Here is a 26,503-nt window from a genome sequence, read left to right on the forward strand (position 1 = left end):
CCCGGCGGGCGTTACGACTCGCCGGGAAACCGGCCGCCAATTAATCTCGTCATATGCTCCGCTGTGGCAAGCAGGGGCTCCAGCCAGGCTTCACAGGTCTCCAACGGCATCCGCAGGGTGGGTCCGCTGATGGTCACCGCCCCCACCAATCCGGCCGCCGAGTCGAACACGGGAGCGGATAGACCCGAGGCTCCGTCCTCGCGCTCACCCACCGTTATCGCAAACCCGTCGACCCGGGTCTTCTTGACTGCGGCTTCCAGATCCTCGGAGCTGGTGATGGTGGACTCCGTGATGGGCTCCAAGGGATCCCGCAGGACGGCGTCCATCAGGTCCGGATCCCAGGCCAAAAGCACCCGCCCGGCTGAGCCGGCGTGGAGCGGCAGAACCTTGCCAAGATGCATCTCGCGGCGAAGCGCATGGCGTGTGTCTGCCATGGCCACGCAGACGCGGTAATGCTGCTCCGCCTTGAAGAAACACGCCGTCTCGCCCGTGGTGTCGCGCAGCGACTTGAGCAGCGGGCTCAGGATGTCGATGACTTCCATTCCGCGGGTTGCCGGAGCCGCCCAGTACGCCATTCGAATGCCGATGCGGTAGGCATCTTCCTCCCGGTCCAGGAATCCCTGAGAGGTCAGGTTCGTGACAAGCCGCTGGACTGTGGACGTCGGCATTCCCGTGTACTCGCGGATGTCGCTCAGCGACAATACCGGCTTGGAGAGGGAGAAAGCATCCAGGATGGAGGTTATTTTTCCGAGAACAAGCAATGGGTTGCTGCTGGACTTCGCAAGAGCATCGGACGCCGACATAGAACTCACGCTAGACGCTGGCGGCAGCCGAATCCACTCGCCTCCCCGCTGGGAGTTGGACAGGTTGGAGAAGCCGACGTCGTGGCCAATGGGGGACGCTCGGGTTGACCAGGGAAGCGTTGAGTGTCCTCCGCCGGCGGGGTAGCGTGGCAGTACCGTCACATCGCACCGAGGGGGAGCGACCATGCCACATCTGAGACGTCAACTGGCGGCCGCCACGGCGGCCCTGGCTTTGAGCGTGACCGGCGGCGCCGTCGCCAGTCCTGCGTTCGCCGATCCGCGGGAGACGGAAAAGACCGCGACCGCCACGGGGTACGGCGGCGCGGTAAGCACCGTGGACCCTGAGGCCTCCGCCGCGGCGATTGAGATCCTCCGCAAGGGCGGCAACGCGGCGGACGCGGCCGTCGCCGCCGCCGCGACCCTCGGCGTGACCGAGCCGTACAGCGCCGGGATCGGCGGGGGCGGCTACTTCCTGTTCTACAACGCCGAGACCGGCCGGGTGGGCACCATCGACGGCCGTGAGACGGCACCGGAAGCAATGCCGCGCGACGCGTTCATCGACCCCGCGACCGGCAAGCCCTACAACTTCACGCCGGAGCTCGTCACGAGCGGCGTCTCCGTGGGCGTCCCCGGCACGCCGGCCACCTGGGAGCGTGCACTCAAGCGCTGGGGCACATTGGGCCTTGACGATGCCCTCGAGCCTGCCATTGAGGTTGCGGACCGCGGCTTCGAGGTCGACCAAACCTTCCGCCAGCAGACCCTCGACAACAAGCTCCGCTTTGAGGCGTTCGCTTCGACGAGCAGCCTGTTCCTCCCCGGCGGCGACGCGCCCGCCGTCGGCAGTGTCTTCAAGAACCCCGACCTCGCCGAAACGTACCGGCTCCTCGCCGACAAGGGAACGCGCGGCTTCTACCGCGGCCCGCTCGCCGAAGAGATCGCGGCCACCGTCCAGGCTCCGCCGAAGACCAAAACCACCACGCTGCCCGTCCCGGCGGGCCACCTGACGACGGCGGACCTCGCCGCTTACGGCACCCTGGACCAGGCGCCCACGCATGTGGCATACCGCGACCTGGACGTCTACGGCATGGCACCGTCGAGCAGCGGTGGCACCACAGTCGGCGAGGCGCTGAACATTCTGGACACGTTCAACCTTGCGGAGATGTCCGCGCCCGACGCCCTGCACCACTACCTTGAGGCCAGCGCCCTCGCGTTCGCGGACCGCGGCAAGTACGTGGGCGACCCCGCGTTCGTCGACGTTCCCACGGACGCCCTGACGGACCCGCTGTTCGGGAAGGAACGCTCGTGCGAGATCGATCCGAAGCACGCGGCCGTGAAGCCCGTGGCACCGGGGGATGTGGCCAATTACGACGGCGCGTGCCCGGCAGCCGAGGCGGCCCCCGCCGACGAGAGGGACACCGAGAACATCTCGACCACCAACCTGACGGTCGCGGACAAGTGGGGCAACGTGGTGGAGTACACGCTCACCATCGAGCAGACGGGCGGGTCCGGCATGGTGGTGCCGGGCCGCGGATTCCTGCTCAACAACGAGCTGACCGACTTCTCGACCGTGTTTGACGCGAACGACCCGAACCGGATCCAGCCGGGGAAGCGCCCGCGCTCCTCAATGTCGCCGACCATCATCCTCGACGACGGCAAGCCGTTCCTCGCCCTCGGCTCGCCCGGCGGATCGACGATCATCACCACCGTCCTGCAGACGATCCTCAACCGGGTGGACCTGGGCATGAGCATCTCCGACGCGATCGCGGCACCGCGCGCGGCGCAGCGGAACGCTGCCAAGGTCACGGCCGAGCCAGCCTTCATCAAGGCATATAAAAAACAGCTCACGCCGTACGGTCACGAGTTCACTCCGTCGGGTGACGCCTTCACCTCGGCGGCAGAAATCGGCGCGGCCACCGCCATCGAGTTCAGGTCCGACGGCCGCATGGTCGCCGCGGCCGAGCCGGTCAGGCGAGGGGGCGGCTCGGCGATGGTGGTCACACCGTCGCGGTGAGGCCTGTGCGGCGCTAGGGTGATCCGCCGTCCGGCTGGTCTGGGCCGTCGGGCTGGTCTGTGCCGATCGGTATGTCCAAGACGCTATCGCCCTCGATCCAGCTGCTCCGGGTGCCGAGCTGCGTGCTCAGCCGTTCCATCCGCTCGGCAATTTTCCCCGCGCTCCGACGCGCAAGCCGGGTCTGGAAGCGCGTGATTTCCGTCGGATGCAGACGCAACCTGCGGGGTGCGCTTCCCCTGGTTTCCAGGAGGAAGACGAATGACTGGTCATTGCGTTCATCCGGGTCCACGGCGTAGTCATCCACAAAGTCGCCGGCGCTGTAGACAATGGGCCGGTTCCTGTAAATTTCTACGCCGCGGAAAATGTGGGCCGAATGCCCGAACACGACGTCGGCCCCGGCCGCTATCAGCGCCCGGGCCAACCTTCGATGGGCAGGCGGGACCTCGGATCCCCAGTTGGCGCCCCAATGTGCCGAGACGATCAGCAGCTGGACCCGGCCCTTCGTCTGCCGGACCAGTTCCAACAAATCCGCCACCCGGCGGTCACCAGGGTCCACGGGGACGTAGTAAATTCCTGGATCGCGGCCGGTTGCCTCCCAGTCCGGCTGATTGTCAGTAAAGGCAATGAAGCCGACCGCATGCGGACCCACCCGCCGGACCACCGGCCGCCGGGCCGTTTCCAGGTCCATCCCTGCCCCGGCCCGCAGGATCCCGTGCTGATCGAGAGCCGCCAGCATCTCCCGCAGCGCATCAACTCCGAAGTCCAGCACATGGTTGTTGGCCAGCGAGACCACATCGATCGCCGCGGACCTCAGGCTCGCCACGTTCTTGACGTCCGAGCGGAAGTGGTACACCTTGCCGACCATAGGTGTTCCGCCGTCCGCCAGGACGCATTCGAGGTTGGCGAACGTGAAGTCGGCCTGTCGCAGGACAGGGAGGATATCGCCCCAGGGATAGGCGGGATCGGCCGTCTTCAGGTGGTCGTTGACCAGCCGGCCCAGCATGACGTCCCCCAGGAGCGCGATCCGCATGCCCCACCTCCAACTTGCAAGGCCCCTGCTATCAGGATGCACCGCTTCCTGGCCCGGTGCCAATCAACCGGCGAGGCGATATCCGCCGTCGAACCGGCGCACGGAACTTCACCGGTTTCTCGCCGCAAAAAGGCCTCGCAGGGTCCGGCTTCGTGAGGGATAGTGGGAGCAGGAGCAGTAGGCCGCAGCGCCTCCATTCCCTGGGCGGCTGATTCTCCGGTCCGGAAGGGGTCTGCGGCCGCCGTGTTGATGGGAACGTCTCGGTGATGGGCATTTTCGCGGACAGGGCTGATGCAGGGCGGCAGTTGGGGCTGCGGCTGGAGTATCTGCGCGGGGCGGACGCCGTCGTTCTGGGCGTGCCCCGCGGCGGAGTTCCGGTGGCCTTCGAGGTTGCGGGGGCACTCGACGCCCAGCTCGATGTGATCGTCGTGCGCAAGCTGGGAGTACCGTCTCAGCCCGAACTCGCGATGGGAGCCATCGGGGAAAACGGGGCATTCGCCCTGGACAAACGCGTCCTCTCACTCGCAAGGGTCAAGGATAAAGACCTGTGGGCTGTTGAACAACGGGAGCGGCGCCTGCTTGATGACCGGGTGGCACGAGTCCGGGCTGGCAGGCCGCTCATGGATCTGAGCGGCCGCACCGCCGTGATTGTCGATGACGGGGTCGCTACCGGGTCAACTGCCCGCGTAGCGTGCAGCATCGCGCGCAAACTGGGGGCCGCGAGGGTGATTCTGGCCGTTCCCGTTGCCCCTGCTGACACCCTCCGAACATTTACGGAGGCGGACGAGGTGGTGTGCCTCGCCACGCCTCGGCAACTCACGGCTGTCAGCCAGCACTACCGTGACTTCTCCCCGACGAGCGACGACGAAGTGGTGTGGCTGCTCGAAGCTGCCGCCAAGCGTGCGCAGCGAGCGTCTTCGGCCACCGGCAACCCTGGCCTCGATGAAGACGTGCAGATCCAGTCGGACGGGGTGCAGCTGCGAGGACACCTAAACCTTCCCCGACCGGCTGCGGGAGTGGTGGTGTTCGCCCACGGCAGCGGCAGCGGCCGCCACAGTCCGCGGAACCGGTTCGTCGCCTCGGTGCTCCAGCAGGCCGGGCTGGGCACCTTGCTTCTGGACCTGCTCAGCCCCGGGGAAGAGCTCGATCGCGCCAACGTGTTCAACATCGAACTGCTTGCGCGCCGGCTAACCGCGGCAACGGGCTGGCTCGGCAGCCGGCCGGACACGGACTCATGCAGCGTGGGATACTTCGGCGCGAGTACAGGAGCAGGTGCCGCGTTGTGGGCGGCGGCCGAGCAAGGGGAGAAGATCGGCGCAGTCGTCTCAAGGGGAGGCCGTCCGGATCTGGCCGGCCCGTGGCTTTCCCTCGTCCGCGCCCCGACGCTCTTGATTGTCGGCAGCGCAGATCACCGGGTGCTCGAGCTCAACCGCGGGGCGCAGGCCCTGATGCGCTGCCCCACCCGGCTGGAGCTTGTCCAGGGTGCAACCCACCTCTTCGAAGAACCCGGGACATTGGAGCAGGCAGCCGTCCTGGCCAGGGACTGGTTTGTGCAGTACCTGCTGCGGGGGCACGGTGCGCCGGGACCCGAGCCCGGCCGATGACCAACGCCCGGGGACCCGACTGCAGTGGTTAGAGCATTCCCTGGTGTTCTGTCCCCGCAAGGATCGGCGCCAGGCGGGTCACTTCAACCGGCTCCTTCAGGAGTCCCTCGAGCGACGCGTTCAGGCGCTTGACGGCATCCCCCTCGCCGTGGGCGTCGAGCAGCTCCGCGGTTTCCCATTTTTCGATCATGAGGATCTGGCCGTTCGGATCCTCATGGATGGCGTAGAGCAGGCAGCCCGGTTCTTCATGAACTTCGGCGATGGCGGGGGAGAGGGCCGCGACGACGTGGTCGAAGGCGCCTTCCTTCGGCGTGAACACAGCGGTAACAACGACGGGCATGGGTTTCCTTAACTTGCGGCGGAGCGGATAAGAGGGGCAGAACTGTTGCGCGGCACGAAGTCCGCCTTGACCTCGATGCGCCGGGCGCCGGCCGGGAGCCGGCCCTGCATCCGTCCGAGGACGAGTTCGATGGAGTGCACGGCCAGCATATCGATCGGTTGGCGGATCACGTTTAGCGGCGGGTTCGTCAGTTCGGTCCACGGATTGTCGTCGAAGACGATGACCGAGAGTTCGTCGGGTATCCGCACGCCGACCTGAACGAGGCGGCGGACAGAGCTCTGCACCTGGGCGGTGTTCGCCACGATGAGTCCCGTGGGACTGTCCGGAAGCGCCAGGAGGGACCCGACGGCGTCGCCGCCCCCGTCTCCGCGGAACGGCACGTCCCGGATCAGCATGGGGTCCACCACGATGGAGGCGTTTTCGAGGGCGGTTCGGTAGCCTTCGATCCGCGCCTGGCCGGTGGACGTGCTCGTGGGGCCGGTTATGAGGCCGATGCGTGTGTGGCCGAGGGCGATGAGGTGCTCGGTGGCGCGGCGGGCCGAGTCGGAGTTCTCGATGCTGACAACATCCACATCTTCAAGTTCCGGGATGGTCCGGTCGACGAAGACGACGTTGACGCCGAGGTCACGCAGGCGCTCCCACTTCTCGATGTTCCCCCCGGTGGGGGTCGCGATGACGCCGCCGACCGAGCGGTCAAGCAGCGTGTCAAGGGAGTCTGCCTCAAGGTGCGGGTCCTCCTGGGTGGTCATGACCACCACCTGCACCCCGTGGCTGCGGGCCTCCCACACAACACGGTCGGCAAGATGGGCGAAGAAGGGGTTGGCCAGATCCGCAACCACGAGCCCAACTGTGAGTGCGTGGCCGGCGCTGAGCTCCCGGGCCGCGGCGCGTGGCCGGTACCCAAGCTCTCCGATCACCCGCAACACTTGTTCGCGCTTTGCCGGCGCGACGGGCCCTGATTCGGGATTCAGGACCCGGGACACCACGGAGACCGATACCCCCGCCGCCGCCGCGACATCGCGAATAGTTGGGGCCTTCTTCATGTCTCCTCCTCCTTGAGGTCCTGCCTCGACCCTGCATTGCCGGTCATGCTCCGTCTCACCGGACCTGTTGACACAGCCTAACACCGACTGGTACAAAAGTGGAACCGGTTCCACTTGGCCCCGAATCAGCTCAACCGCGACGAAGAAGTTGCTCCGCCCCTGAGGTGGAGAGCTCCTCTCCGGCGCGAAACGTCAACCAGAGAGATCCACATGAACCTCCACAAACTTCTTAGCGATCGCGAGCAGCAGGGCCGCCCGATTCGAGTCGGACTCATCGGAGCTGGCCGCTACGGCACCATGTACCTGGCCCAGGCCAACAACAGTCCGGGCATCCACGTCGTCGCCATCGCCGACATCAACGTCAAGCGCGCCGAAGGCGCGTTCGCGCTGGTCGGGTGGCCCCAGAACCAGATCGCGCCCGACATCGCCACGGCGCTGAAGAACCGTTCGACCGCCATCGTTGCGAATGCGGACGAATTGTTCGACGTCGACATCGACGTCATCGTCGAGGCAACGGGAAACCCCATCGTCGGGGTGAAGCACGCACTGCGCGCCATTGAAACGAAGAAGCACATCATCATGGTCACGGTGGAGGCAGACGCCCTGGCCGGCCCGGCCCTGGCCAGGCGCGCAGAAGAAGCCGGCGTGGTCTACTCCATGGCGTACGGCGACCAGCCGGCCCTCATCATGGAACTTGTCGACTGGGCGCGGACCAGTGGGTTCGACGTCGTGTGCGCAGGCAAGGGCGCAAAGTACCTTGAGCACTATCACGAGATGAACCCGGACAACGTCTGGGAGAACTGGGAGTTCTCCAAGGAACTCACCGACTCCGGGCAGCTGAACCCCTACATGCACACGTCGTTCCGCGACGGCACCAAGGCCTCCATCGAGATGGCGGCCGTCGCCAACGGTGCAGGCCTGACCCCTTCCGACAACGGGCTGACCTTCACCCCGGGTGATGTGGAGGAAATCGCCACGATCTGCCGCCCGGCCGACGTCGGCGGTGCCCTCGCCCACGAAGGAAGCGTCGACGTCATGTCCAGCGTCAACCGCGACGGAAGCTGGATCAGCCACAACACCCAGGAGGGCGTGTTCGTCGTCGTCAAGGCCACCAACGGGTACGTGTCCGGCTGCTTCACTGAATACCCCTGGCACCCGGACCCGACCGGCCAGTACGCGGCGCTGTACCGCCCGTACCACTACGTCGGCCTCGAACTGAATGTTTCCATCGCCAACGCCGCACTTCGCGGCATTGCGACCGGTTCCCCGGTCGGGTTCTTCGGCGACGTCGTTGCGACCGCCAAGAGGGATCTCAAGGCAGGCGAGTTCCTCGACGGCGAAGGCGGCTTCACCGTGTGGGGCAAGCTTGTCTCGGCAAAGCACTCCGTAGCCATTGGCGCCCTGCCGGTGGCGCTCGCCCACCACGTGGAACTCCGTGCCGACATCGCCAAGGGCGCCACTGTCCGGTGGGAAGACGTCATCATGGACGATTCGCTGTCCCAGGCCCTTGAGCTGCGCCGCGAGACCGAAGCGCTCGTGGCCGAAGCCGCCCTTAGCCTCTGACCCCTCTGCTCCACCATCCCGGGCCGGGCCTGAGATGACCATGTCGTTTCACGCCTCCGGAACCAGACTCCTTCCAATGAAGAAAGGCATCACATGAAATCCAAGACCCGCGCCCTCACCGGAATGCTGACATGCACCCTTGCCGCCTCGCTCCTCGCCGGCTGCGCTTCCGGAGCGCCCGGCGGGGGCGGGCCCGTGGCCAAGATCCAGCTGTCCATCCCGGACCCGCTCACCTCCTCCGTCGGCGTTTCAGCCCAGCACTTCGCCGACCAGGTGAAGAAGACATCCAACGGCTCCGTCGTGGTCACGGTTGTTCCCAACGGAACAAGCTTCAGTGGAGACCAGAACGCTGCAGTCACCCGGCTGCAGGGCGGTTCACTGGACGCACTCATTCTCTCGACGTCCGTGTATGCGTCCGTGGTGCCGGAAATGAACGCGATCAGCATCCCTTACCTCTTCGACAACACTGCTGAGGAAGCGGCGTTCCTGGAAGGGAAGCCGGGCGAGGTCCTCAAGGAAAAGCTCGCCGAGAAAAACACGGTCGTGCTTTCCTTCCTCACCCGGACCGGACGCCAGATCACCAACTCCGAGCGGCCCATTGAAAAGCCCGCCGACCTCAAGGGCCTGAAAATCCGCGTCCCCGGCAACCCGCTGTGGACCGACTTCTTCGGGAAGCTGGGCGCAAGCCCGACGACGATGGCGTTCTCCGAGGTCTTCACGGGCCTGCAGACAGGAACGATCGACGGCCAGGAAAACCCGATCGAGGTGCCCTGGACCAACAAGTTCTCCGAGGTGCAGAAGTACGTGTCGCTGACCCACCACATCAACGACGCCTGGGTCCTTGCCCTTTCCGACAAGAAATGGGACTCGCTCACCGAAGAGCAGAAAAAGGCCCTCACGGACGCCTCGGCCGAGACTGCGACCTTCAAGACCGGCTACGACAAGGAGCAGTCCGAGAAGCAGCTGGCTGAGCTCACCAGCAAGGGCATGAAGGCCAACGAGCCGTCCGCCGCCGGTCTTGAGCAGTTCAAGGAAGTGTCCAAGAGCCTCTACCCGGTGTTCTCCGAGCTGATCGGCAAGGAATTCTTCGATCAGGCGATTGCCGCCGCCAAGTAACGCATTTTGAGGTCCGGAGCGTTTTGCCGCGCTCCGGACCTCAGCCGAACATCCCCGCTCTCAACGTTGACAGTCTGGAAGAACATGGAACATACACTCGCCCCCAGGGAACTCGAAGAGGTCCTTCCGTCTGACGCGGAAGAGATCCTCCACCACGGTCACGTCGCACCGCGCTGGAGCGGGGCCGCCTGGCTCGACAAGTTGTTGGAAGGGATTGTGGGCGCGGCGATCCTCGCCGAGCTGGTCGTCATCCTGCTGAACATCATGGTCAGGCTCGTCACCGGTGATTCGGTGCTCTGGACCCAGGAAGTATCTGAGATCGCCCTACTGTCCATCGCCTTCGTCGGCGGTGCCATCGCGTATCCAAAGGGCGCGCATATGTCCGTCCAGGCACTCATCATGCGCCTGCCGGCGAGCTGGAAGCCCTACCTGGCGGCCCTCGTCGACTGCCTTGTCTTCGTCATGAGCGCCGGAGCGTTTGCCCTGTTCGTTCCGACCCTCGTACAGCAGATCGAGGAGAAAACACCGATCCTCCAGCTGCCGGTCTTCTGGGTCTCGCTGCCCTTCTCCATCGGCATGGTGCTCATCGCCTGGTTCGCGGTCCTGAAACTCTGGCGGCAGGAACGCCGCACTGTTCTTGTGGCCGCCGGCATCACAGCAATCCTGGCCGCTGCCGTTCTGGTCTCACAGCCGCTCTTCTACTACGCCTCACCCAACCTGCTTCTCGGCGTGGTGCTCGTCGTTCTGTTCGTGCTGCTGTTCCTCGGCCTGCCGATCGCGTTCGTCCTCGCGCTGGCCTCCGGCATCTACCTCTACCTGGGCGGCATTTCCGAGGTCAGCGCAATCCCGATCGGCATGGCGTCAGGGGCAAAGGGCTTTGTGCTCCTGGCCATCCCGTTCTTCATCCTCGCCGGAACAGTCATGAACTCCGCCGGACTTACCCTCCCGCTGGCCAAACTCGTCGACGCGCTCATCGGGCACCTGCGCGGCGGCCTCCTTCAGGTGGTCGTGGTGACCATGTACATCTTCTCCGGCATCTCCGGTTCCAAGGTGGCCGACGTCGCAGCGGTGGGCACCACGATGCGGGGCATGCTCGAGGAACGCAAGTACCCCCGCGGCGAAGTCGTCGCTGTCCTGTCAGCCTCGGCCATCATGGGCGAGACGATCCCGCCAAGCATCGTGCTCCTCATCCTCGGATCGATCACCACCATCTCCACGACCACCCTGTTCCTGGCCGGGTTCGTTCCCGCCGCTTTCCTGGCCCTGGTGGTCATGGGGCTTGTTTTCTTCCGGGCCCGCAAGCAGGGCGGCGTCGCCAGCCCCAAGGCAACCTGGCGCGCCCGGGGGTCCGCAACCTTCTTTGCCATTCCGACGCTCCTGCTCCCCGTGGGCATGGTGGTGGGAATCCTGAGCGGCTTCGCCACCCCCACCGAAGTGTCCTCCGTGGCCGTCGCCTACGCCTTCATCCTGGCCGCCGCGTACCGGCGCGGCAGCAGGCGCCTTCTTGGTGACACGCTGCGGGAAACGACGACGACGGCGGGCATGGTCCTCTTCATCATCGCCGCCGCGTCCCCGCTCGCCCAGACGCTTGCCCTTGCCGGCGTCTCCCAGCAGATCCACGACCTCATGTCCGGGCTGGGCGACTCGCCGGTGCTCTTCATGCTGTTCACCGTCGTCTTGCTCATCATCATGGGTCAGCTGCTCGAGGGCCTCCCGGCGGTGCTGATCTTCGCACCCCTGCTCCTGCCGATCGCCGTCGACTTCGGGGTCAACCCGGTGCAGTACGCCATGGTGCTGATCATTTCCATGGGCATCGGCTCCTTCGCGCCGCCGGCAGGCGTCGGCTTCTACGTTGCCTGTGCAACGGGGCACGAAACCGTGGAAAAGAGCCTCAAGCACTTCTGGCCGTACCTCATCGCCGTCTTCCTCGGGCTTCTCGTGCTTGCCGCCGTCCCGTGGTTCAGCACGTTCCTGCCCGCCGCTGCCGGACTCATCCCCTTCTAGGCACATGACGACGCTGACCAACACCCAGAAGCAGTTGCCCGACTTCCCGCTGTCCGTCTCGCTGTGCGGCACCGGGCCGATGGGCGCTCCCATCGCCAGGAACATCCTCAGCGGCGGGGTTCCGCTTACCGTCTGGAACCGCACGGCAGCAAAGGCCGAGGCGATCTCCGGAGGCAAGGTCGCCGGCTCCCCGGCGGAGGCCGCCGCGGAGGTGGTCCTGACTGTGCTGCCCGACCTGCCCCAGGTCGCGGCCCTCCTCCCCGGGGAGAACGGCCTGCTGGCAGGATGGGCGGCCGCCGGAATCCGGAACCCGGTCCTGGTCATTCACGGGACCGTCTCGCCGGTGGCTGTAGCGGAGTTTGCCGAGGATTGCCTGCGCGATTACGGACTGAGCGTCATCGACGCACCCCTCAGCGGCGGAACCATCGGGGCGGAGGAGGGGCGGCTGAGCACCATGGTCGGAGGCCCTTCCGACGTCGTGGGGCGCCTTACGCCGCTCTTCGGGCTCTACAGTTCGACGGTCGCCTGGTTCGGCAAGACCGGCGCGGGGTCAACCGTGAAGGCGTGCAACCAGATCGTCGTCGCCGCAACGGTCACCGCTTTGTCCGAGGCGATGGCCGTTGCGGCCGCCACCGGTCTTGACCTGGAGAAGGTTCAATCCGTCCTGGCCGGCGGCCTGGCCGGCTCGGAGGTGCTCAGGCAAAAGGGAGGACGCTGGATCGACGGGGACTTCGAAGGTGGCGGATCCGCGAAAAACCAGCTCAAAGACCTCAACTTCATTGCGGAGCTGGCGAAGGACACCGGGCTGGAACTGCCGCTCTCCACAAGCGTCCGTGGCGCGTTCGAAGTCATGGTCGCCGCAGGTGACGGCGACCTGGACCATACCGGAATCTACCGGACCATCCTCGCGGCGTCCGCAGCCACGACGGCCGGATCACGTTGCTGAACGTGCGCCCTTCTCTTTCCTGGCCGCCGTCGTGTGCTATTTGGCAGGTTTGCCGACGATGGACGCCGGCGGTTTGGGGAAAGCTTTAGCCGGGTACATTCTGGCTACCTTGAGCATGTAGTAGGCCCACTGGGGGCCCGCGATCATGTAGCCGTCGATGCGGCTGTAGAACTTGCCGTTGACGGTGAGGTTCTTGCCGGGGCGCTGCTGCCCTTCAAGGGCGTCCCCGAAGAAGGAGGCCGTGGCCAGGCCCGTGGTGTAGCCGAGCACCCACGTGGCACTGTTGCTGTTGTTGGTGCCGGTCTTGGCCGCCACCGGCACGCGGCTCTGGACCTTGGGGTTGATATAGATCCCCGAGCCCTTGTTGAGCATGTCCTGCAGTGCCTTGTTCACGCCGCGGGCCACGTTCGGGTCCACGGCGTCGCTGCAGTCGGGGTCCTGGTTTGGGAGTGCCCGTCCGGCGAAGTCGGCCACCCGCAGGATCGCAATCGGCGCGCAGTACCGGCCGTCGGCTGCGAAGGTGGCGAAGGCGGCAGCCATGGACATCGGGGACACGCTAGTGCCGCCCAGCAGGTTACCCAGCTGGTGCATGTCGATGGGAGTGCCGTCCAGTCCGCTGCGCAGGCCCACACTGTTGACCATGTTCTGGATCCCGCAGAAGTCCAGCTGCGCCGCCTCGGCAAACGTGGCCGTGTTGATGGAGTTATACAGGCCGTAATCGGCCGGCATCTTCCGGTAGTAGCCGGCGGAGGCATTCTGCAGGTCATCGGTTGCTTCAAGGCCTGCCCTGCGCTGCTTGGTGCTGTAGCCGCCGATCACTTTCCCGCAGGAGGACCGCCAGCGGAATCCCAGCGGGTACTCCCGCCGTGAAGCATCCACGACCTCCGTCATGGCCCGTCCCTGATGCAGCCATTCGGCGAACGTGAACGGTTTCATGGTGGAACCCGGCTGGAATCCTCCGGCGCCGTTGAGGTCATTGCCGTTGGGGTCCTTGGCGTCCACATTGAAGTTCAGCTGGGTGTCGAACTTCCCGCGCTGCGCCAGGAAGACCGTGTTTTGCGCCATCGCGAGGATTTTGCCCGTACCTGGCTGGACCGTGACCAGCGCGGCGCCCCATTTGTCCGGGTTCGCCCCTGCCGTGGAGTTCACCTGCGCCTGGGCCGCTGCCTGCAGCCGGCTGTCCAGCGTGGTGGTGATGGTCAGCCCGCCGCGGCGCAGCTTCTGCTCCCGTGCTTCCGTGTCTGCGCCGAAGGCGCGATTGTTGAGGATCAGATGGGAAACGTAGTCGCAGAAATACGGTGCCATGGCTGCCGCGGCGCAGCCCTGCCTCGAAGGCCTGATTTTCAGCCCGACACCGGTGGCTACGGCGACGTCATGCTGTTTCTGGCTGATCTTGCCCTGTTTCAGCATGGCGTCCAAGACCTGGTTGCGCCGTTGGACGGAGTTCGCCGGTTGGGTCACGGGGTCATAGAAGCTCGGGCTGTTCACCAGCCCCGCGAGCAGCGCCGCCTGGGGCAGGTTGAGCTTGCTGGCCGGCACGCTGTAGAAGTATTGGGCGGCGGCCTCGATACCGTAAGCAGTGCGGCTGAAGAAGACGATGTTGAGGTAGCCCTCGAGGATCTGGTCCTTGGTGAACTTCTTCTCCAGCGCCATCGCCAGCCGCATCTCACGCAGCTTGTCGCCGATGTTCTTCTGCCCGCTGAGGATCACCTGATCTTCACGGCCGGAGGAGATTTTGGCTTCATTGGCCACATTGGTGACGTACTGCTGCGTCAGGGTAGACGCGCCTTGCCTCCCGCCCTGGGTCAGGTTGCTGGTCAGTGCCCGGAGAACGCCCAGGGGGTCCACGCCGCCGTGCTCATAGAAGCGGCTGTCCTCGATCGCGACGATCGCATCCTTGACGTAGGGGGACATGGCCTTGAGCGGGATCCGCACCCGGTTTTCCTCATAGAACGTTGCGATGACCTTCCCGTCCGCCGTCACCATCCTGGAGCTCTGCGCCGGCGGCGGCACCGCAAGCTCTGTAGGAAGGCCGTTGAAGAAGCTGATCGACCCGCTCGCCGCGGTGCCGGCAGCGGCGACCTGCGGAACTAGGAACGCTGCCACCAGGACGCCGCAGATCCCGCTGAGGAGCACGAATCCGAGCATCCTTGCCAGAAACGTACGAAACCGTGATAACAGGCTTTTCCGTGCCATCACTGCAGCTCACACCCCGTCCGATGTGACACCAGAATACGCGCTGTAAAGCACGCGATCCAGACAGGAAATTCAGTCCTTGCGGACTGTTATGAGGCGCCGTCCTGATCGCACCGCGGAGGGAGCCGACCGGTACGCTCAAGCAGCTTCCACTTCCTCGAGGGTGACTACCAAGTCCGCGTTGGCCCGTGATTCCCGGATGAGCTGTGCGTTCTTTTCATCTACGGTCTTCACCCACAGTTCCGCTTGGGCAGGGCTCTTGCCGAATTGGATATGGCGTTGGATGAGGCGCTGGATGCGCAGGGTGTTTTCCTGTTCGCAATACCAGATCTCGCTGCATTGATTTCTGACTTGCTGCCACTCCGGGCGGTCGAGGAGGAGGTAGTTGCCTTCCGTGAGTATCGTCGTCGCGGAGGGGTAGACGGGAATGACTCCTGCGATGGGTTGTTCGATGGTGCGTTCGAAGCCGGGGGCGTAGACCACAGCGTCCCGGGCGGCGCGGAGCCGCCCGAGCGTGGCTGCGTAGCCGTGGACGTCGAAGGTTTCCGGCGCACCTTTCCGGTCCAGCAGCCCCAGCCGTGTTAGCTCCTGGTCGGAGAGGTGGTAACCGTCCATGGGGACGTGCGCGTACCGCTGGTGCTGTGAGTCGGGCGTGTCTTTGTTCAATTCCCGAACGAGGCTCTCGACCAGCGTGGTTTTGCCGGCCCCTGGCGCCCCCACGACGCCGATGACGACGGGCTCGGCGGTGGAGGCTTCCAGGTTGCGCACCCGGGCCAGGAGATCTTCAAGTGTCATCGGGCGGCCCGGGTCGCGTGAAGGTGATTGGAGATGAACTCGCGGGCGTGGACGGCGAGGTCCTCGCCGTCGGTCCAGAGGTTCCGCCAGACCGCCAGGTCGTTGGACAGGCCGCGGGCCACGACTGCGGAGGAGAAGCTTTCGAAGGTGATCGGACCAGTGTAGTTGACAGCTGCGAGTGCGTGGAAGAAAGCGGTGAAGTCAAGGTGGCCGGAGCCGAGGTAGCCGCGGTGGTTCTCACCGATGTGGACGTATCCGAGCCGGTCGCCGACTTCGTACACGGGCGAGACCAGATCGTTCTCTTCGATGTTCATGTGGTAGGTGTCGAGGTGGATCAGGACGTTGTCCCGGCCGATGTCGTCTGCGAGGCGGAGCGCGTCGTGCGCGGTGTTGATGACGTTGGTTTCGTACCGGTTGCAGATTTCCAGGCCCAGGGTCATGGAGCGCTTACCGGCCTCGTCAGCGAGTTCTTTGAGAACGCGGACAACGTTGGCGCGCCCTGCCTCCGTCATGGGTGCCCCGTACTTGCCAAGGGCGCTGAAGAGTGCCCCGGTGAAGTGGGTTCCGCCGAGCTCGTGGGTGAGCTGCAGGGATTCCTGGAGCAGTTTCTGTCCCCGCTCGACGGTGGCGGTGTCGTCGCTGGAGACGTCCGCGTCGAACGCCAGCCCCCGGGAACAGACGACTCCCAGGTTGTTGTCTTCGAGCAGGGCGCGGGTGTGCTGGACGTTCAGGCTGGTGGAGTCGTGGAGCGAGAATTCGACGAGGTCATAGCCTGCTTTGGCGGTGCTGTTGATGATCTTCTCGACAGATTTCTCGGAGGTGTCTCCGGCCCAGACGAGGGCGTGGACTCCGAGGGCGTTGCTGTTGCTCATGTGATTGTCTTTCGCGTGGGTAGGCAGTTGGATGGTTAGTTTTCGCGGGAGCCGGTGATGAGGGAGACGATTTCGTCGCCTGAGGTTTCGGTGGTCCGTCGGCCGGCGACGCAGCGGCCGGCGCGCATGACCCAGACCTGGTCGCTGAGCCGCATGACCTGGCTGAAGTTGTGGCTGATCAGCAGGACCGAATGTCCGTCGTTGCGGAGTTTGAGGATCAGTTCTTCGACCTTGGCTGTTTCCTGGACGCCGAGGGCGGCGGTGGGTTCGTCCATGATGACCAGCTTGGAGCTGAAGCCTGCTGCCCTGCAGATGGAGACCGCCTGGCGCTGTCCGCCGGAGAGCCTGCGGACCTTTGACTTCACCGCCGGGACATTCACGGCCAGTGTGGAGACCATCCGGTCGGCGGCCTCCTTCATGGCCTTGCGGTCCAGGAAGCGGATCGGCCCGATGCCGCGTGTTAGTTCCCTGTTGAGGAACAGGTTTTGCCACACGGTCAGATCATCGACCAGGGCGAGGTTCTGGTGGACGGTCTCGATTCCCTTTTCGCGGGCGTCTTCGGGGTTTCGGAAGTGTACCGGGGTCCCTTCGAAGGAAATGGTCCCGGACTGGGGCTTGTGGATTCCTGAGATGCACCGGACGAGTGTGGATTTTCCTGCGCCGTTGTCACCTACGAGAGCGGTGATTTCTCCTTCGGCGAGTGTGAGACTCACGGTTTGGAGGGCCTTGACGTTGCCGAACGCGAGAGAGACGTCCTGGACATCGACGATGTGTTTGGTCAGGGTGGCGGTCATTTTTGGAACCTCGAAAGCAGGGCGGCGAGGATGACCACGACGCCGACGGCAAGGGGCTGATAGAACTGCGAAACGTTCATCAGGGTGAGTCCGTTGGTAAGGACGGTGAGGAGGAGGGCGCCGACAATGGGGCCGAAAACCGAGCCGCGGCCTCCAGTGAGGCTGACACCGCCCAGGACAACCGCGGCGACTGAGTTGAGCAGGAATGTCGTGTTCGCAGCAGGCTCCGATGCGCCCACCCGGGCGATCAGCAGGATCGCGGCCACGCCGGCAAGCACGCCGGAGATGGTGTACACGGCGACCTTGATTCGCGCCGTGCTGATGCCGGTGGCCTGGGCTGCCTCCTTGGAGCCGCCCGTGGCAAACAGATGCGTTCCAAACCGGGTTCTGAACAGAACCACGTGGGCCAGTACGGCGAGGATGGCGGCGACGATGAACGGGAATCCGAAGATCAGCACCCCGTGTGTGGAGAAATTGATCAGCTCAACGCTGGTGATGGACGTGGGCTTGCCGTCGGAGAGCACGAGGGCAAGCCCGGACGCGACGGAGAGCGAGCCCAGGGTCACGATGAAGTCCGTGATCTTCCCCTTGGCGATGAGCACGCCGTTCAGAACGCCGACCAGGGTACTTGCGACAACTGCGGAAATCATGCTCACGACGAGGCCTGCGCCCTGAGCGTAGGCGATGCCGAAGGCGATGACTCCGAGGGTCATCGTCGACGCGACGGAGAGGTCGATGCCGTCGCTGAGGATGACGAAAGCCTGACCGATGGTGAGGACGATGAGTATCGAGGCTGCAATGAGGATTGACTGGATATTACCCACCGTCAGAAACACAGGGTTCAGTACGGTGAAGACGGCCACGAGGATCACCAGCCCGATTATCGCCGCGTGATCGGCCCAGAAGCTTATCCGCTTCAGGTCCTCGTGCCAGGCGCCGGACTTGGGAGCGGTCTTGGGGCGGGGACTCTCAGGCGTGTTCACCGTTGTCGGTGTTCTTTGGGCCTGGGCCGGGGGATTGTGCGAAATGGAGGACATGACCGTTCCTGCTACTTCTTGAAGGGGTTTTCGTAGGGGGCAAAGGGCGCCGGCGCGGCCTTCAGCGCTTCGCCAACGTTGTCCTTAGTCACCAGCGCAACAGGGGCTTCGACGGATGCAGGCAGTTTCTGCCCGGCTGCCGCGGCCTTGCAGGCCTGGGCGCCCATCTCGCCGATGGCGTAGGGGTATTGTGCGACGGTGGCGGTGAGTTCGCCGGATTCGACGCCCTTGAGCCCTTCGGGAACGCCGTCAACGCTGATGATCGCAACCTTGCCCGTCATGCCGGCGTTGGCGACGGCGCGCGCAACGCCGAGGCCCATGACGTCATTGGCGACGAAGAATCCCTTGATGTCCGGGTTGGAACGAAGCAGGTCGCCTGCCTTTGTCAGCGCCACCTGACGATCCCAGTCCGCGGACACAGTCTCCAGCACTTTGGCCTTTCCAGCCAGGCCCTCGGTGAATCCGGAGACCCGGTCCCCGCTGGTCACGTCACCGGCGATGCCACCGATGACGGCGACCTTTTCGCCACCTTTGACGAGCTTGGCCATCTGCTCGCCAGCGAGCTTTCCGGCTGAAACGTTGTCGGTGCCGATGTAGGTATCGGGAGTCGCATTGGCAGCGGTGGCCGCCTTGGGGTCGACAGGGCTGTCAATGTTGACGACCGTCTTTCCGGCGGCCTTCACCTGCGCCAGCCCCTGGAGCAGGTTGTTGCCGCTGATCGGGTTGATGATGAAGCAGTTGTAATCCTGGCCGGCCAGCGAGGACAGCCGATCAGCCTGGCCGCTGGTGTCGGTGATGTCCTGTGCGGCCTGCACGGTGATGCTTCCATCGGCCGCCTTGATGCCTTCTTCCATGGACTGGAAGAACGGGTTGTCCAGGCCCTTGATGACGGCGGCCGTTTTGGCCTGCGCCCCGCCAGCGCTGGCGGTACCGCCTGCGGCAGGGGTGCCGCCCATCGTGCTGCAACCGGCCAGGGACAAAGCCCCCACGGAAGCAGCAGCAACGAAGATAAGGGAGTTCTTGAGCTGTGGCATCTTTGCCCCTTCTGATTTTGAAAATCATATGAACGCCGAACTAACGTCTGCTGGTAGCATAACTAGGGGATGTGACGCACGCAACCTTTACGGATAATGGAGGTCACGATGACCTGCCCAGCAAGAAACGATGGTGAACCCCAGCTATGAGCCCCCACGCAGCAGCGCCGCAGCAAGAGGCCTCGGCGACCGGAACCCTTGAGATCCTGGATCTGCTCCGGACGGGGGAGATCCTGACCAAGTCGGAGATCGCAGCCCATACAGGCTTGTCGCGCTCGACGGTGAACCAACGCATCGACGGACTTCTCGATGCCGGATTGGTCGTTCCCTCGGGTGCTGAATCAACCAAAGGCCGGCCGGCCGGTTCCTTCGCATTCAACAAGACAGCGGGGCAGCTTCTGGTCGCGGACATCGGGGCAACGGGCATGCGTGTTGGTGTCTGCGACCTCACGGGCGCCATCCTGCACGAGGTCGAAATTACGATCGCCGTCACAGAGGGCCCCACTGCGGTGCTGGGTTTGGTCAAGAAGGAATTTTCATCGCTCTTGGAGCGCGCAGGTGCGGGGCGGGAAACCGTCCTGGGCGTGGGTATCAGCGTCCCCGGACCTGTCGACACCGCCACGGGTCAGGTCGTTCATCCGCCCATCATGACCGGCTGGGACAGATACGACATTCCGGGATGGTTCCGCGACGAATACAACTGCCCTGTCATCGTGGACAAAGACGCCAACGCAATGGCCTTCGGCGAACAACACACCACCTACCCGCACGTCCGGCACCTTCTCATGGTCAAGATCGGTACCGGCGTGGGGTCCGGTCTCATCTCCGACGGCCGGCTCCACCGGGGCGCCGACGGAGCAGCCGGCGATATCGGCCACAACTACGTCCCGAAACCAGAGGGCGTGGACAGGGAGCCTGAGTGCAGATGCGGCAATACCGGCTGCCTCGAAGCCTACGCCGGGGGATGGGCGCTACTCAGGGACCTCCAGGCCCTGGGAGTTGATGCGGCAACAGTCGCTGACGCCGTACGGCTCCTGCGTAGCGGAGAACGAAATGCCGTGCGGCTCGCGAGGACCGCTAGCCGGCTCCTTGGCGAAGCCATCGCGGTCACCGTCAACCTCTTCAACCCGCAGGTCATCGTCATCGGCGGCCAGCTCGCAGCGGCAGAGGACTACTACTTCGCAGGAATCCGGGAAGCGATCTACAGGCGCTCGCTGCCGCTGGCTACTCGCCGCATCGAGATAGTGGGCGCGACGCGCGGAAACCAGGCGGGCGTGATCGGCATGGCCCTTCTCGTCGCCCAGGCCGTATTCACCCGCTACCCGCTCCCACGTCTACAAGCAGCCCATGCAGCGGCAGAGGACATTCGGCAACCGGCATAGGCTTTCGGGTCTTCCGATGGGCTCGACGGTTGTGCCGGCCCCGTACTTATCTGCGGGCATGTCCGGCCAGCAGAATGGCCGCCGCGTTGGTGGCGACGATCAGGACCATGCCCAGCCATTCATGCATGGCGAGGATCTGCCCGAGCACGATCATCCCTGAGAGGGCTGCGAGGAGGGGGTTGATGCTCATGTACACGCCGAAGAATGCCGGCCGCACGTGACGGAGCGCCACGAGGTCCGCGGCATAGGGAATGACGGAGCAGAGCACCCCGGCAAGGACCGACAACAGCAGTGCCGGACCGGTCAGTGACCCCGCTGAGAGGAGATAGACGGCCACCGGCAGGTAGAACACCACGGAGACCAGGGTTGCAACGGCCGGGCCCTGAAGGCCGGGCAGCCGCTGGCCGACCACCCTGTTGAGCATGATGTACGCCGCCCAGCAGGCGGCCCCGGCCGCCGCGAATCCGATGCCGAGATAGTCGCTGGAAGGTCCTGGCAGTACAAGAACGTAAACCCCGACGCCGGCACTCACCGCACACAGTACGTCGAGTTTGGACCTGGATCGCGTGAGGGCGATTGCCAGCGGACCGAGGAATTCCAAGGTGACGGCAAGGCCCAGCCCGATGCGCTGTATGGCGACATAGAGGCAAATATTCATGAGCGCGATCGTTCCGCCCAGCAGGAGCGCCGGCCACCACTGTTTCCACGTAAGGCGGTGCAGGGGGAGGCCGGGCGGCGGGCAGGAGCACCGCCGCGGCGACGAGTTGCCGCACCGCGACCACCCCCGCCGGTCCAAGCGCTGGAAAAGCGTGGGCTCCGATACCGGCGCCGACCTGATTGCTGACGCCGCTGCCCGTCATGGTCAGCAGGCCGCCGAGAATTCGGGACTGGGAGTGAGTTGATTGACGGCTGTCGTGGCCGAAGCTTTCCTCTGCGTATGCCTCCATAACCCCAAAGTGTGGGGGAAAATCTTCAAACCAATAAATGCCTCCGCTGCTTGTTCTATACGATGACCGTATGAATCTTGAGCTGCGCCATCTTCGGTCGCTCGTAGCCGTTGACGACGCCCGGACATTCACCGACGCAGCCATCAGTTTGGGAACTTCACAGGCAAGCGTCTCCCGGTCTGTCGCAACGCTGGAGCGCACGCTGGGTGTGTGCGTTTTTCAGCGAACCACGCGCAGCGTGACCCCGACGGCGGCCGGGAAACGGATCATAGAACACGCACGCCGCGTCCTGGACGAAGCGAAGTTACTGGAAGAGGCAGCACGGGACCATGCGGGCGAGCTCAGGGTCGGTTACGCCTGGTCCGCGCTGGGCGGCCGGACCATAGCCCTGCAGCGCCGCTGGGAGGAGGCAAACCCCGGGGTTCAACTCATCTGGGTCCAGTCGAGCTCCCCGACGGCCGGGCTGGCGGGCGGATCCGTCGACCTGGCCGTCGTCCGCCGGCAGCTCAACGACCCGCGCTTCACTGAAGCCCTGATCGGAACGGAGCGCCGCTATGCCGCGGTGGCCGCCACGGATCCGCTGGCCCGCAGGCGGTTCCTCCGCATGGCGGACTTTTCGGGGCGGACGATCGCCGTCGACAGCCGCACCGGCACCACCGCCGAGGATCTTTGGGGCCCGGAGGCCCAGCCTTCCTCCGTCCGCCTTGTCGAAGGCGTCGATGATTGGCTCACGCTGATCGCCACGGGCAAGGCCATGGACATGTCCTCCGAAGCGACCGCGACGCAGTATCCGCGGCCCGGGGTTGCCTACAAGCTGGTCCGCGACGCACCACCGATATCGGTGTTCCTTGCGTCGTGGAAGGATGACCCGTCAGTTCTTATTGCCGACTTCGCGCGCCTGGCCCGGCAAGCATTTGAAGGTGGTCCAGCAGCGCCTTTTCCGGGTTCCCGGGATTTTCCGCGAGGCGCTTCAGGAGACCGGCACGGACTTCCGGACGCACCGGTGCAGATTCCGAGAGAACATCCAGGATGATGTCGATAATCTGTTCGCGAAGGGCGGTGCCGCCGGTAGCGTCATGCGCACCCCGGCCTGACTCGGGTGCATCCTGTGCGCGGCCACCGGCAACTGTTCCCCCGGCCTGAAACTTGGTGGGCATTCCGGTTCCTTTCCTCAGCCTCACACACTGGTCCTGCCAACTGGTTCCATCATGAACGCCCAGTCTGAGTCGGAGGTGAGACTTGTCTGAGAGTCTTCTCATCGAAGCGCCAAACCGTGCCGGTCCAGCGAGATCGGGCGATTCCGTGTCAGGATCGGTTATGCCCCACCGCCTGATGCTGCTGGACACTGCGTCGCTGTACTTTCGCGCCTTCTACGGCGTGCCCGACACGATCCGCCGCGCCGACGGCACCCCGGTGAACGCCGTTCGCGGGCTGCTGGACATGATCGCGCGGCTCACCACCGACTACGACGCGACGCACCTCGTTGCGTGCTGGGACAACGACTGGCGTCCGCAGTGGCGGGTCGACCTCATCCCGACCTACAAGTCGCACCGGGTCGCAGAGGTGGTGGCCGGTGCCCCCGACGTGGAGGTCGTGCCGGACGCCCTCGAGGCGCAGATTCCGATGATCCGCCGCGTGCTCGACCTCGCCGGCATCGCCGTCGTGGGGGCTGCCGAACACGAGGCCGACGACGTCGTCGGCACCTACGCCAGCCACGCAGAGCTTCCGGTCGACGTGGTGACGGGCGACCGCGACCTTTTCCAGGTCGTCGACGACGAACGTCAGGTGCGGGTGATCTACACCGCGCGCGGCATGAGGAACCTCGAAGTCGTGACGGACGCGGTCGTCGTCGGCAAGTACCGGGTGCTGCCCCAGCAGTACGCCGACTACGCGACCCTCCGCGGTGACGCCTCCGACGGGCTGCCGGGCGTGGCCGGCATCGGCGAGAAGACCGCCGCGTCGCTGCTCGGAGAGTACGGCACGCTCGAGGAGCTGCTCTCGGCGGCGGCGGATGCCGGAAGCGGTCTGTCCGCCTCCGTGCGGTCGAAGCTCGCCGCCGCCGCCGACTACCTCACCGTCGCGCCCGCCGTCGTGAGGATCGTGCGCGACCTCGAGCTGCCGACACTCGAGGAGGCGGGCGCGCAGCTCCACCCCGTCGAGGGCGAATCGCGCGCCGAACTCGAGCGTCTCGCCATCGACTGGAACCTCGGCGGCTCGGTCAAACGACTCCTCGAAGCGCTCGACCTGCGTCATTGAGGGGGAGATCGTCCGGTGTCATGGGCCGGTACACCGTCCGCAGCTCGGGTTCGGCGGCAGCACGGACGACTGTCAGCGTCAGCGGGCCGGCGACGATGGGCAGGGGGACGGCCATGATTCCCCCGGGGCCGGAGAGCTCCAGAATGCCGGAGTCCATGATGGCGCGCAGCTCTGATCCCTCGGCTGCAGGGAAGAACGCATCTGTGAAGTCAGGGTTCCCGTCTGCGGTGACGCGGATCCCGTCCCCGCTTGAAGCGACAGTCACGAGCGTCTGGTCGAGGGACTCCACGCGTACTGTCATTCCGGCCGCCACCGTGCACCGGAGGTCGGCGCCGGCCGTGAGCACCGTTTCAAAGGCAGCCTCGCCCACGCGCTGCAGCTGTGCCGGCCGTCCGTACGTGCTGAGGTCCTCGTGCGGCGCGGCCACCAGGGTGTCGCCGACGAGCGAAAGCGTGTGCGGGATGCTGAGCGCACTGGCCCACTGCCCGTCCGGGCTGACCACACCCCGCACCCAGAAGATGAGGGACGGTTTGCCGTCCTTGTCGCGGAAGAACGACGGCGCGTAGTAGCTCTTTCCGTAGCTGAGCTGGCCCCAGGACCGGGCCTCGAACCTTCCGTCGGCGTAATGGCCCACTCCGTAGGCAACATAGTGCAGCACGTCGTCCTCCCAGATGGACGTGACCAGGACGTGGGAGCCGTCGATCTCGAACAGCTGGGGGCATTCCCACATGGTCCCCGTCCAGACCGGTTCCGTTTCTGTGCCGGAGCGCAGGGCGGCCATCCCGTCCAGCGTCCATTCGGCCAGGTCCGTCGAGCTGTAGGACACCGCGGCGGCGGTTCCGCCGTCGAGCCCTGCCCCGACGAACATCCTCCACAGGTGACCGTCGCGGAAGACAAAGGGGTCGCGGTAGGCGACGACGTCACGGTCCGGTGCGGTCATCAGCTTCCGGCCTTTGGTCCAGGTGTTCCAGGACGCGTCGTCGGGGGTGGCGGTCCGGACGGTCCCGATGCCGATGTCCGGTTCGGTGACGGAGGTATAGAACATGGTTGACGTGCCGTCGGCTGCGGTGACGATGGAACCGGACCAGACTCCGTCGTCACCTTCTCCGGGAGCCACGGCGACACCCTGCTCGGTCCAGGCGATCATGTCAGGCGAGGTGGCGTGGCCCCAGTGGCAGTTGGAGGCCCAGGTGGTGCGGCCGGGGACGTACTGGTAGAAGAGGTGGTACTGGCCGTCCGTCCAGGTCAGGCCGAGGGGATCGTTGATCCATCCCTGGGCTGCGGTGAAGTGGAAGGCGGGCCGGAGGGCTTGGGCGTTCATGCTGATCCTTGTCGCTGGTTGTGGGCTATTCGGCCGTGACACTGTTGGAGGCCAGGAACCGCTCGCGGATTTCCCGGGCCTGGGTGGCGTTGGCCTGTTCCCACCGGTCGATTTCGGCGCGGCGTTCCGCCCGGACGGCGTCGCGGATTTCGGTGAAGCCCTTCATGCGCTCGGCGTATGAATCGCGTGCCTTCTGCTGGGCGGGCGTCAAAGCGGGGAGGGGTACCTCTTCCACCTGGTCACGGGGCCGCAACGGCAGGCGCTCCTCCACGGGATCGATGTCCAGGACGGGGGACGGGAGAGTCTGGTACCAGTACGCAGTGGAGGACCAGTCGTCGGAGAGATGGTTGGCATGCCCGTGTTCGAACGTGACCTTGATCCGCTTCTGGAACCTGATCGGATCGGTCATGTGGAACCGGTAGCTGTGGTGGAATCCCGGGACATTTTCCTCGTGGACCATGGTTCCGTTCATGAGATAGGCGTTGTGCTGCATGCCCCAGGCATGGCCGAAGTAGTCCTCCATGCCGGTGCCGTGGAGGCTGGGCGGCCAGGTGTCGTCGTCGATGAAGATCATGTCGTCGCCCTCGCCCCACCACGAACCCTGGAAGTGGCGGACGGCCAGGTTGCAGCCTACGTAATGTCCCTGCCCCTCGGTTTCGAGGACCACATAGTTGTCTTCGCCGGAAAGGTTGGGGATGGCCACTTCGATGCTGTTGGTTTGCAGGTCCGGGCCCCAGCCGGCGTTGGGCTTCTGCCGGCGCCAGTGGGCGTGGAAGTATGCAGTGTTGTCCGGCAGCGGCTCTGTGTAGAGCTCGTAGTCGATGTAGAAGTACTGCAGGTAGGGGATGTCGTTCTGGTTTTCGACCGTAATCCGTGCCCGGGAGTTGAAGGGCATCTCGAAGTAGCTGTTGAAGGCGGCGCTGCCACCGAAGGTGTTCAGCTCTCCTTCCTTGGCTGACACTGACAGCGGCAGCGAATCGTACGAGCCGGACAGGGAATTGAGCAGCCCGAAGAAGTCACCCAGCGGGGCGATGACGCTGGGGGTTTCCTGGCCGTCCCAGTACATCCTGATGACGATCTTCCGGTAGTAGTCCGGGTCCACCACTTCCCAGCTGACGCCCAGGGCGTTGTGGATTTCCAGCATGGGCACGCCCACGAGTTCGGGGGAGATCTGGCCGGGCCCGGGCTGGATCCGGCAGGACTGGGTCATCCAGATGTGCGTGATGGAGCCGGGCCCTTCAATGTCGGCCAGCACGCGCTCCTCGCCGGGCATGATGATCCAGTTGTCGCGGTTGCGGCCGGTCTGGTCCCAGCTGGAGGCGCGGGCGGTGCGGGCGGTGGAGAGCTTGGTCAGGCTGGAGAGCAGCCCGGAGCGGTGGGACGTTGCCATTGTGTGGTTACCTTTCGGG

General features: G+C 65.0%; 23 protein-coding genes. 10 read left to right on the forward strand and 13 right to left on the reverse strand.

Going from position 1 to position 26,503, the window contains the following annotated elements; genetic code table 11:
* Positions 1–11 precede the first annotated feature (11 nt).
* The gene (locus ASG92_RS08185) at positions 12–803 is read right to left on the reverse strand and encodes an IclR family transcriptional regulator (protein ID WP_056626702.1); all 792 of its coding nucleotides are present in this window, start codon (positions 801–803) and stop codon (positions 12–14) included.
* Positions 804–987: 184 nt separating this feature from the next.
* Between ASG92_RS08185 and ggt the strand changes: the two genes are divergently transcribed.
* Complete coding sequence (gene ggt, locus ASG92_RS08190) at positions 988–2,814, forward strand: gamma-glutamyltransferase (RefSeq protein ID WP_056626703.1); 1,827 nt, start codon at positions 988–990, stop codon at positions 2,812–2,814.
* Positions 2,815–2,827: 13 nt separating this feature from the next.
* Here the strand turns inward: ggt and ASG92_RS08195 are convergent, their stop codons facing one another.
* The gene (locus ASG92_RS08195) at positions 2,828–3,844 is read right to left on the reverse strand and encodes a CapA family protein (RefSeq protein WP_056626705.1); all 1,017 of its coding nucleotides are present in this window, start codon (positions 3,842–3,844) and stop codon (positions 2,828–2,830) included.
* Positions 3,845–4,110: 266 nt separating this feature from the next.
* Here ASG92_RS08195 and ASG92_RS08200 point away from each other — a divergent pair, with 266 nt between their 5' ends.
* On the forward strand, positions 4,111–5,448 hold the full coding sequence (locus ASG92_RS08200) for a phosphoribosyltransferase family protein (protein ID WP_056626707.1): 1,338 nt from the start codon (positions 4,111–4,113) through the stop codon (positions 5,446–5,448).
* 28 nt (positions 5,449–5,476) lie between these two features.
* Here the strand turns inward: ASG92_RS08200 and ASG92_RS08205 are convergent, their stop codons facing one another.
* Both ASG92_RS08205 and ASG92_RS08210 read right to left on the reverse strand, forming a co-directional pair.
* Positions 5,477–5,788 carry a putative quinol monooxygenase gene (locus tag ASG92_RS08205; protein ID WP_056626709.1) on the reverse strand — a complete coding sequence of 104 codons (312 nt, stop codon included), beginning with the start codon at positions 5,786–5,788 and terminating at the stop codon, positions 5,477–5,479.
* Between the two features lie 8 nt (positions 5,789–5,796).
* On the reverse strand, positions 5,797–6,831 hold the full coding sequence (locus ASG92_RS08210) for a LacI family DNA-binding transcriptional regulator (RefSeq protein WP_056626710.1): 1,035 nt from the start codon (positions 6,829–6,831) through the stop codon (positions 5,797–5,799).
* Positions 6,832–7,041: 210 nt separating this feature from the next.
* On the opposite strand from ASG92_RS08210, the gene ASG92_RS08215 reads away from it, so the two are divergent.
* The 4 genes from ASG92_RS08215 (at position 7,042) to ASG92_RS08230 (ending at position 12,460) form a co-directional block, all read left to right on the forward strand.
* Positions 7,042–8,394: a Gfo/Idh/MocA family oxidoreductase gene (locus tag ASG92_RS08215; protein WP_056626711.1), complete on the forward strand. Its 1,353-nt coding sequence runs from the start codon at positions 7,042–7,044 to the stop codon at positions 8,392–8,394.
* 93 nt (positions 8,395–8,487) lie between these two features.
* Positions 8,488–9,510: a DctP family TRAP transporter solute-binding subunit gene (locus tag ASG92_RS08220; protein ID WP_056626713.1), complete on the forward strand. Its 1,023-nt coding sequence runs from the start codon at positions 8,488–8,490 to the stop codon at positions 9,508–9,510.
* Positions 9,511–9,594: 84 nt separating this feature from the next.
* Positions 9,595–11,514, forward strand: coding sequence for a TRAP transporter large permease subunit (locus ASG92_RS08225; RefSeq protein ID WP_056626714.1), 1,920 nt, complete (start codon positions 9,595–9,597; stop codon positions 11,512–11,514).
* A gap of 4 nt (positions 11,515–11,518) precedes the next feature.
* On the forward strand, positions 11,519–12,460 hold the full coding sequence (locus tag ASG92_RS08230) for an NAD(P)-dependent oxidoreductase (protein WP_056626716.1): 942 nt from the start codon (positions 11,519–11,521) through the stop codon (positions 12,458–12,460).
* 36 nt (positions 12,461–12,496) lie between these two features.
* Here the strand turns inward: ASG92_RS08230 and ASG92_RS08235 are convergent, their stop codons facing one another.
* The 6 genes from ASG92_RS08235 to ASG92_RS08260 form a co-directional block, all read right to left on the reverse strand.
* The gene (locus ASG92_RS08235; protein WP_056626718.1) at positions 12,497–14,656 is read right to left on the reverse strand and encodes a transglycosylase domain-containing protein; all 2,160 of its coding nucleotides are present in this window, start codon (positions 14,654–14,656) and stop codon (positions 12,497–12,499) included.
* Positions 14,657–14,794: 138 nt separating this feature from the next.
* Entirely contained in the window at positions 14,795–15,451 is a 657-nt protein-coding gene (locus tag ASG92_RS08240) for a nucleoside/nucleotide kinase family protein (protein WP_056626720.1), read from the reverse strand.
* A complete protein-coding gene (locus tag ASG92_RS08245; RefSeq protein ID WP_056626721.1) occupies positions 15,448–16,323 on the reverse strand; it encodes a sugar phosphate isomerase/epimerase family protein in 876 nt (291 codons plus the stop codon). The genes ASG92_RS08240 and ASG92_RS08245 overlap by 4 nt, the downstream gene beginning before the upstream one ends.
* Before the next feature lie 35 nt (positions 16,324–16,358).
* Positions 16,359–17,117 (reverse strand): ATP-binding cassette domain-containing protein, encoded by a 759-nt coding sequence (locus ASG92_RS08250; protein WP_056626723.1) that lies wholly within the window; start codon positions 17,115–17,117, stop codon positions 16,359–16,361.
* Positions 17,114–18,154: an ABC transporter permease gene (locus ASG92_RS08255; protein ID WP_082579379.1), complete on the reverse strand. Its 1,041-nt coding sequence runs from the start codon at positions 18,152–18,154 to the stop codon at positions 17,114–17,116. Before ASG92_RS08255 ends, ASG92_RS08250 begins: the two co-directional genes overlap by 4 nt.
* Positions 18,155–18,165: 11 nt before the next feature.
* Complete coding sequence (locus ASG92_RS08260) at positions 18,166–19,188, reverse strand: substrate-binding domain-containing protein (protein ID WP_056626725.1); 1,023 nt, start codon at positions 19,186–19,188, stop codon at positions 18,166–18,168.
* A 146-nt stretch (positions 19,189–19,334) separates the two neighbouring features.
* Here ASG92_RS08260 and ASG92_RS08265 point away from each other — a divergent pair, with 146 nt between their 5' ends.
* Positions 19,335–20,570, forward strand: coding sequence for an ROK family transcriptional regulator (locus tag ASG92_RS08265; protein WP_082579380.1), 1,236 nt, complete (start codon positions 19,335–19,337; stop codon positions 20,568–20,570).
* Between the two features lie 46 nt (positions 20,571–20,616).
* Here the strand turns inward: ASG92_RS08265 and ASG92_RS08270 are convergent, their stop codons facing one another.
* Entirely contained in the window at positions 20,617–21,228 is a 612-nt protein-coding gene (locus ASG92_RS08270) for an EamA family transporter (RefSeq protein WP_240987052.1), read from the reverse strand.
* Between ASG92_RS08270 and ASG92_RS29670 the strand changes: the two genes are divergently transcribed.
* The 3 genes from ASG92_RS29670 to ASG92_RS08280 all read left to right on the forward strand — a co-directional run bounded on the left by ASG92_RS29670 (position 21,227) and on the right by ASG92_RS08280 (position 23,773).
* Positions 21,227–21,472, forward strand: coding sequence for a hypothetical protein (locus ASG92_RS29670; RefSeq protein ID WP_240987053.1), 246 nt, complete (start codon positions 21,227–21,229; stop codon positions 21,470–21,472). The genes ASG92_RS08270 and ASG92_RS29670 overlap by 2 nt on opposite strands.
* Before the next feature lie 115 nt (positions 21,473–21,587).
* A complete protein-coding gene (locus ASG92_RS08275; protein ID WP_082579381.1) occupies positions 21,588–22,550 on the forward strand; it encodes a LysR family transcriptional regulator in 963 nt (320 codons plus the stop codon).
* A gap of 284 nt (positions 22,551–22,834) precedes the next feature.
* Complete coding sequence (locus ASG92_RS08280) at positions 22,835–23,773, forward strand: 5'-3' exonuclease (RefSeq protein ID WP_200951915.1); 939 nt, start codon at positions 22,835–22,837, stop codon at positions 23,771–23,773.
* Here ASG92_RS08280 and ASG92_RS08285 read toward each other — a convergent pair.
* Together ASG92_RS08285 and ASG92_RS08290 are read right to left on the reverse strand one after the other, a co-directional pair.
* Complete coding sequence (locus tag ASG92_RS08285; RefSeq protein ID WP_056626729.1) at positions 23,736–25,094, reverse strand: glycoside hydrolase family 32 protein; 1,359 nt, start codon at positions 25,092–25,094, stop codon at positions 23,736–23,738. The genes ASG92_RS08280 and ASG92_RS08285 overlap by 38 nt on opposite strands.
* Before the next feature lie 25 nt (positions 25,095–25,119).
* The gene (locus ASG92_RS08290) at positions 25,120–26,484 is read right to left on the reverse strand and encodes a glycoside hydrolase family 172 protein (RefSeq protein WP_056626730.1); all 1,365 of its coding nucleotides are present in this window, start codon (positions 26,482–26,484) and stop codon (positions 25,120–25,122) included.
* Positions 26,485–26,503: the final 19 nt, after the last annotated feature.

The sequence above is a fragment of the Arthrobacter sp. Soil736 genome (assembly GCF_001428005.1).
Lineage (GTDB): Bacteria > Actinomycetota > Actinomycetes > Actinomycetales > Micrococcaceae > Arthrobacter.

What these genes read in the sequence shown, in the direction of transcription:
- ASG92_RS08185 (WP_056626702.1), bottom strand. Translation starts at nt 803, where the DNA reads ATGTCGGCGTCCGATGCTCTTGCGAAGTCCAGCAGCAACCCATTGCTT.
- ggt (WP_056626703.1), top strand. Translation starts at nt 988, where the DNA reads ATGCCACATCTGAGACGTCAACTGGCGGCCGCCACGGCGGCCCTGGCT.
- ASG92_RS08195 (WP_056626705.1), bottom strand. Translation starts at nt 3,844, where the DNA reads ATGCGGATCGCGCTCCTGGGGGACGTCATGCTGGGCCGGCTGGTCAAC.
- ASG92_RS08200 (WP_056626707.1), top strand. Translation starts at nt 4,111, where the DNA reads ATGGGCATTTTCGCGGACAGGGCTGATGCAGGGCGGCAGTTGGGGCTG.
- ASG92_RS08205 (WP_056626709.1), bottom strand. Translation starts at nt 5,788, where the DNA reads ATGCCCGTCGTTGTTACCGCTGTGTTCACGCCGAAGGAAGGCGCCTTC.
- ASG92_RS08210 (WP_056626710.1), bottom strand. Translation starts at nt 6,831, where the DNA reads ATGAAGAAGGCCCCAACTATTCGCGATGTCGCGGCGGCGGCGGGGGTA.
- ASG92_RS08215 (WP_056626711.1), top strand. Translation starts at nt 7,042, where the DNA reads ATGAACCTCCACAAACTTCTTAGCGATCGCGAGCAGCAGGGCCGCCCG.
- ASG92_RS08220 (WP_056626713.1), top strand. Translation starts at nt 8,488, where the DNA reads ATGAAATCCAAGACCCGCGCCCTCACCGGAATGCTGACATGCACCCTT.
- ASG92_RS08225 (WP_056626714.1), top strand. Translation starts at nt 9,595, where the DNA reads ATGGAACATACACTCGCCCCCAGGGAACTCGAAGAGGTCCTTCCGTCT.
- ASG92_RS08230 (WP_056626716.1), top strand. Translation starts at nt 11,519, where the DNA reads ATGACGACGCTGACCAACACCCAGAAGCAGTTGCCCGACTTCCCGCTG.
- ASG92_RS08235 (WP_056626718.1), bottom strand. Translation starts at nt 14,656, where the DNA reads ATGGCACGGAAAAGCCTGTTATCACGGTTTCGTACGTTTCTGGCAAGG.
- ASG92_RS08240 (WP_056626720.1), bottom strand. Translation starts at nt 15,451, where the DNA reads ATGACACTTGAAGATCTCCTGGCCCGGGTGCGCAACCTGGAAGCCTCC.
- ASG92_RS08245 (WP_056626721.1), bottom strand. Translation starts at nt 16,323, where the DNA reads ATGAGCAACAGCAACGCCCTCGGAGTCCACGCCCTCGTCTGGGCCGGA.
- ASG92_RS08250 (WP_056626723.1), bottom strand. Translation starts at nt 17,117, where the DNA reads ATGACCGCCACCCTGACCAAACACATCGTCGATGTCCAGGACGTCTCT.
- ASG92_RS08255 (WP_082579379.1), bottom strand. Translation starts at nt 18,154, where the DNA reads ATGTCCTCCATTTCGCACAATCCCCCGGCCCAGGCCCAAAGAACACCG.
- ASG92_RS08260 (WP_056626725.1), bottom strand. Translation starts at nt 19,188, where the DNA reads ATGCCACAGCTCAAGAACTCCCTTATCTTCGTTGCTGCTGCTTCCGTG.
- ASG92_RS08265 (WP_082579380.1), top strand. Translation starts at nt 19,335, where the DNA reads ATGAGCCCCCACGCAGCAGCGCCGCAGCAAGAGGCCTCGGCGACCGGA.
- ASG92_RS29670 (WP_240987053.1), top strand. Translation starts at nt 21,227, where the DNA reads ATGAGCGCGATCGTTCCGCCCAGCAGGAGCGCCGGCCACCACTGTTTC.
- ASG92_RS08270 (WP_240987052.1), bottom strand. Translation starts at nt 21,228, where the DNA reads ATGAATATTTGCCTCTATGTCGCCATACAGCGCATCGGGCTGGGCCTT.
- ASG92_RS08275 (WP_082579381.1), top strand. Translation starts at nt 21,588, where the DNA reads ATGAATCTTGAGCTGCGCCATCTTCGGTCGCTCGTAGCCGTTGACGAC.
- ASG92_RS08280 (WP_200951915.1), top strand. Translation starts at nt 22,835, where the DNA reads ATGCCCCACCGCCTGATGCTGCTGGACACTGCGTCGCTGTACTTTCGC.
- ASG92_RS08285 (WP_056626729.1), bottom strand. Translation starts at nt 25,094, where the DNA reads ATGAACGCCCAAGCCCTCCGGCCCGCCTTCCACTTCACCGCAGCCCAG.
- ASG92_RS08290 (WP_056626730.1), bottom strand. Translation starts at nt 26,484, where the DNA reads ATGGCAACGTCCCACCGCTCCGGGCTGCTCTCCAGCCTGACCAAGCTC.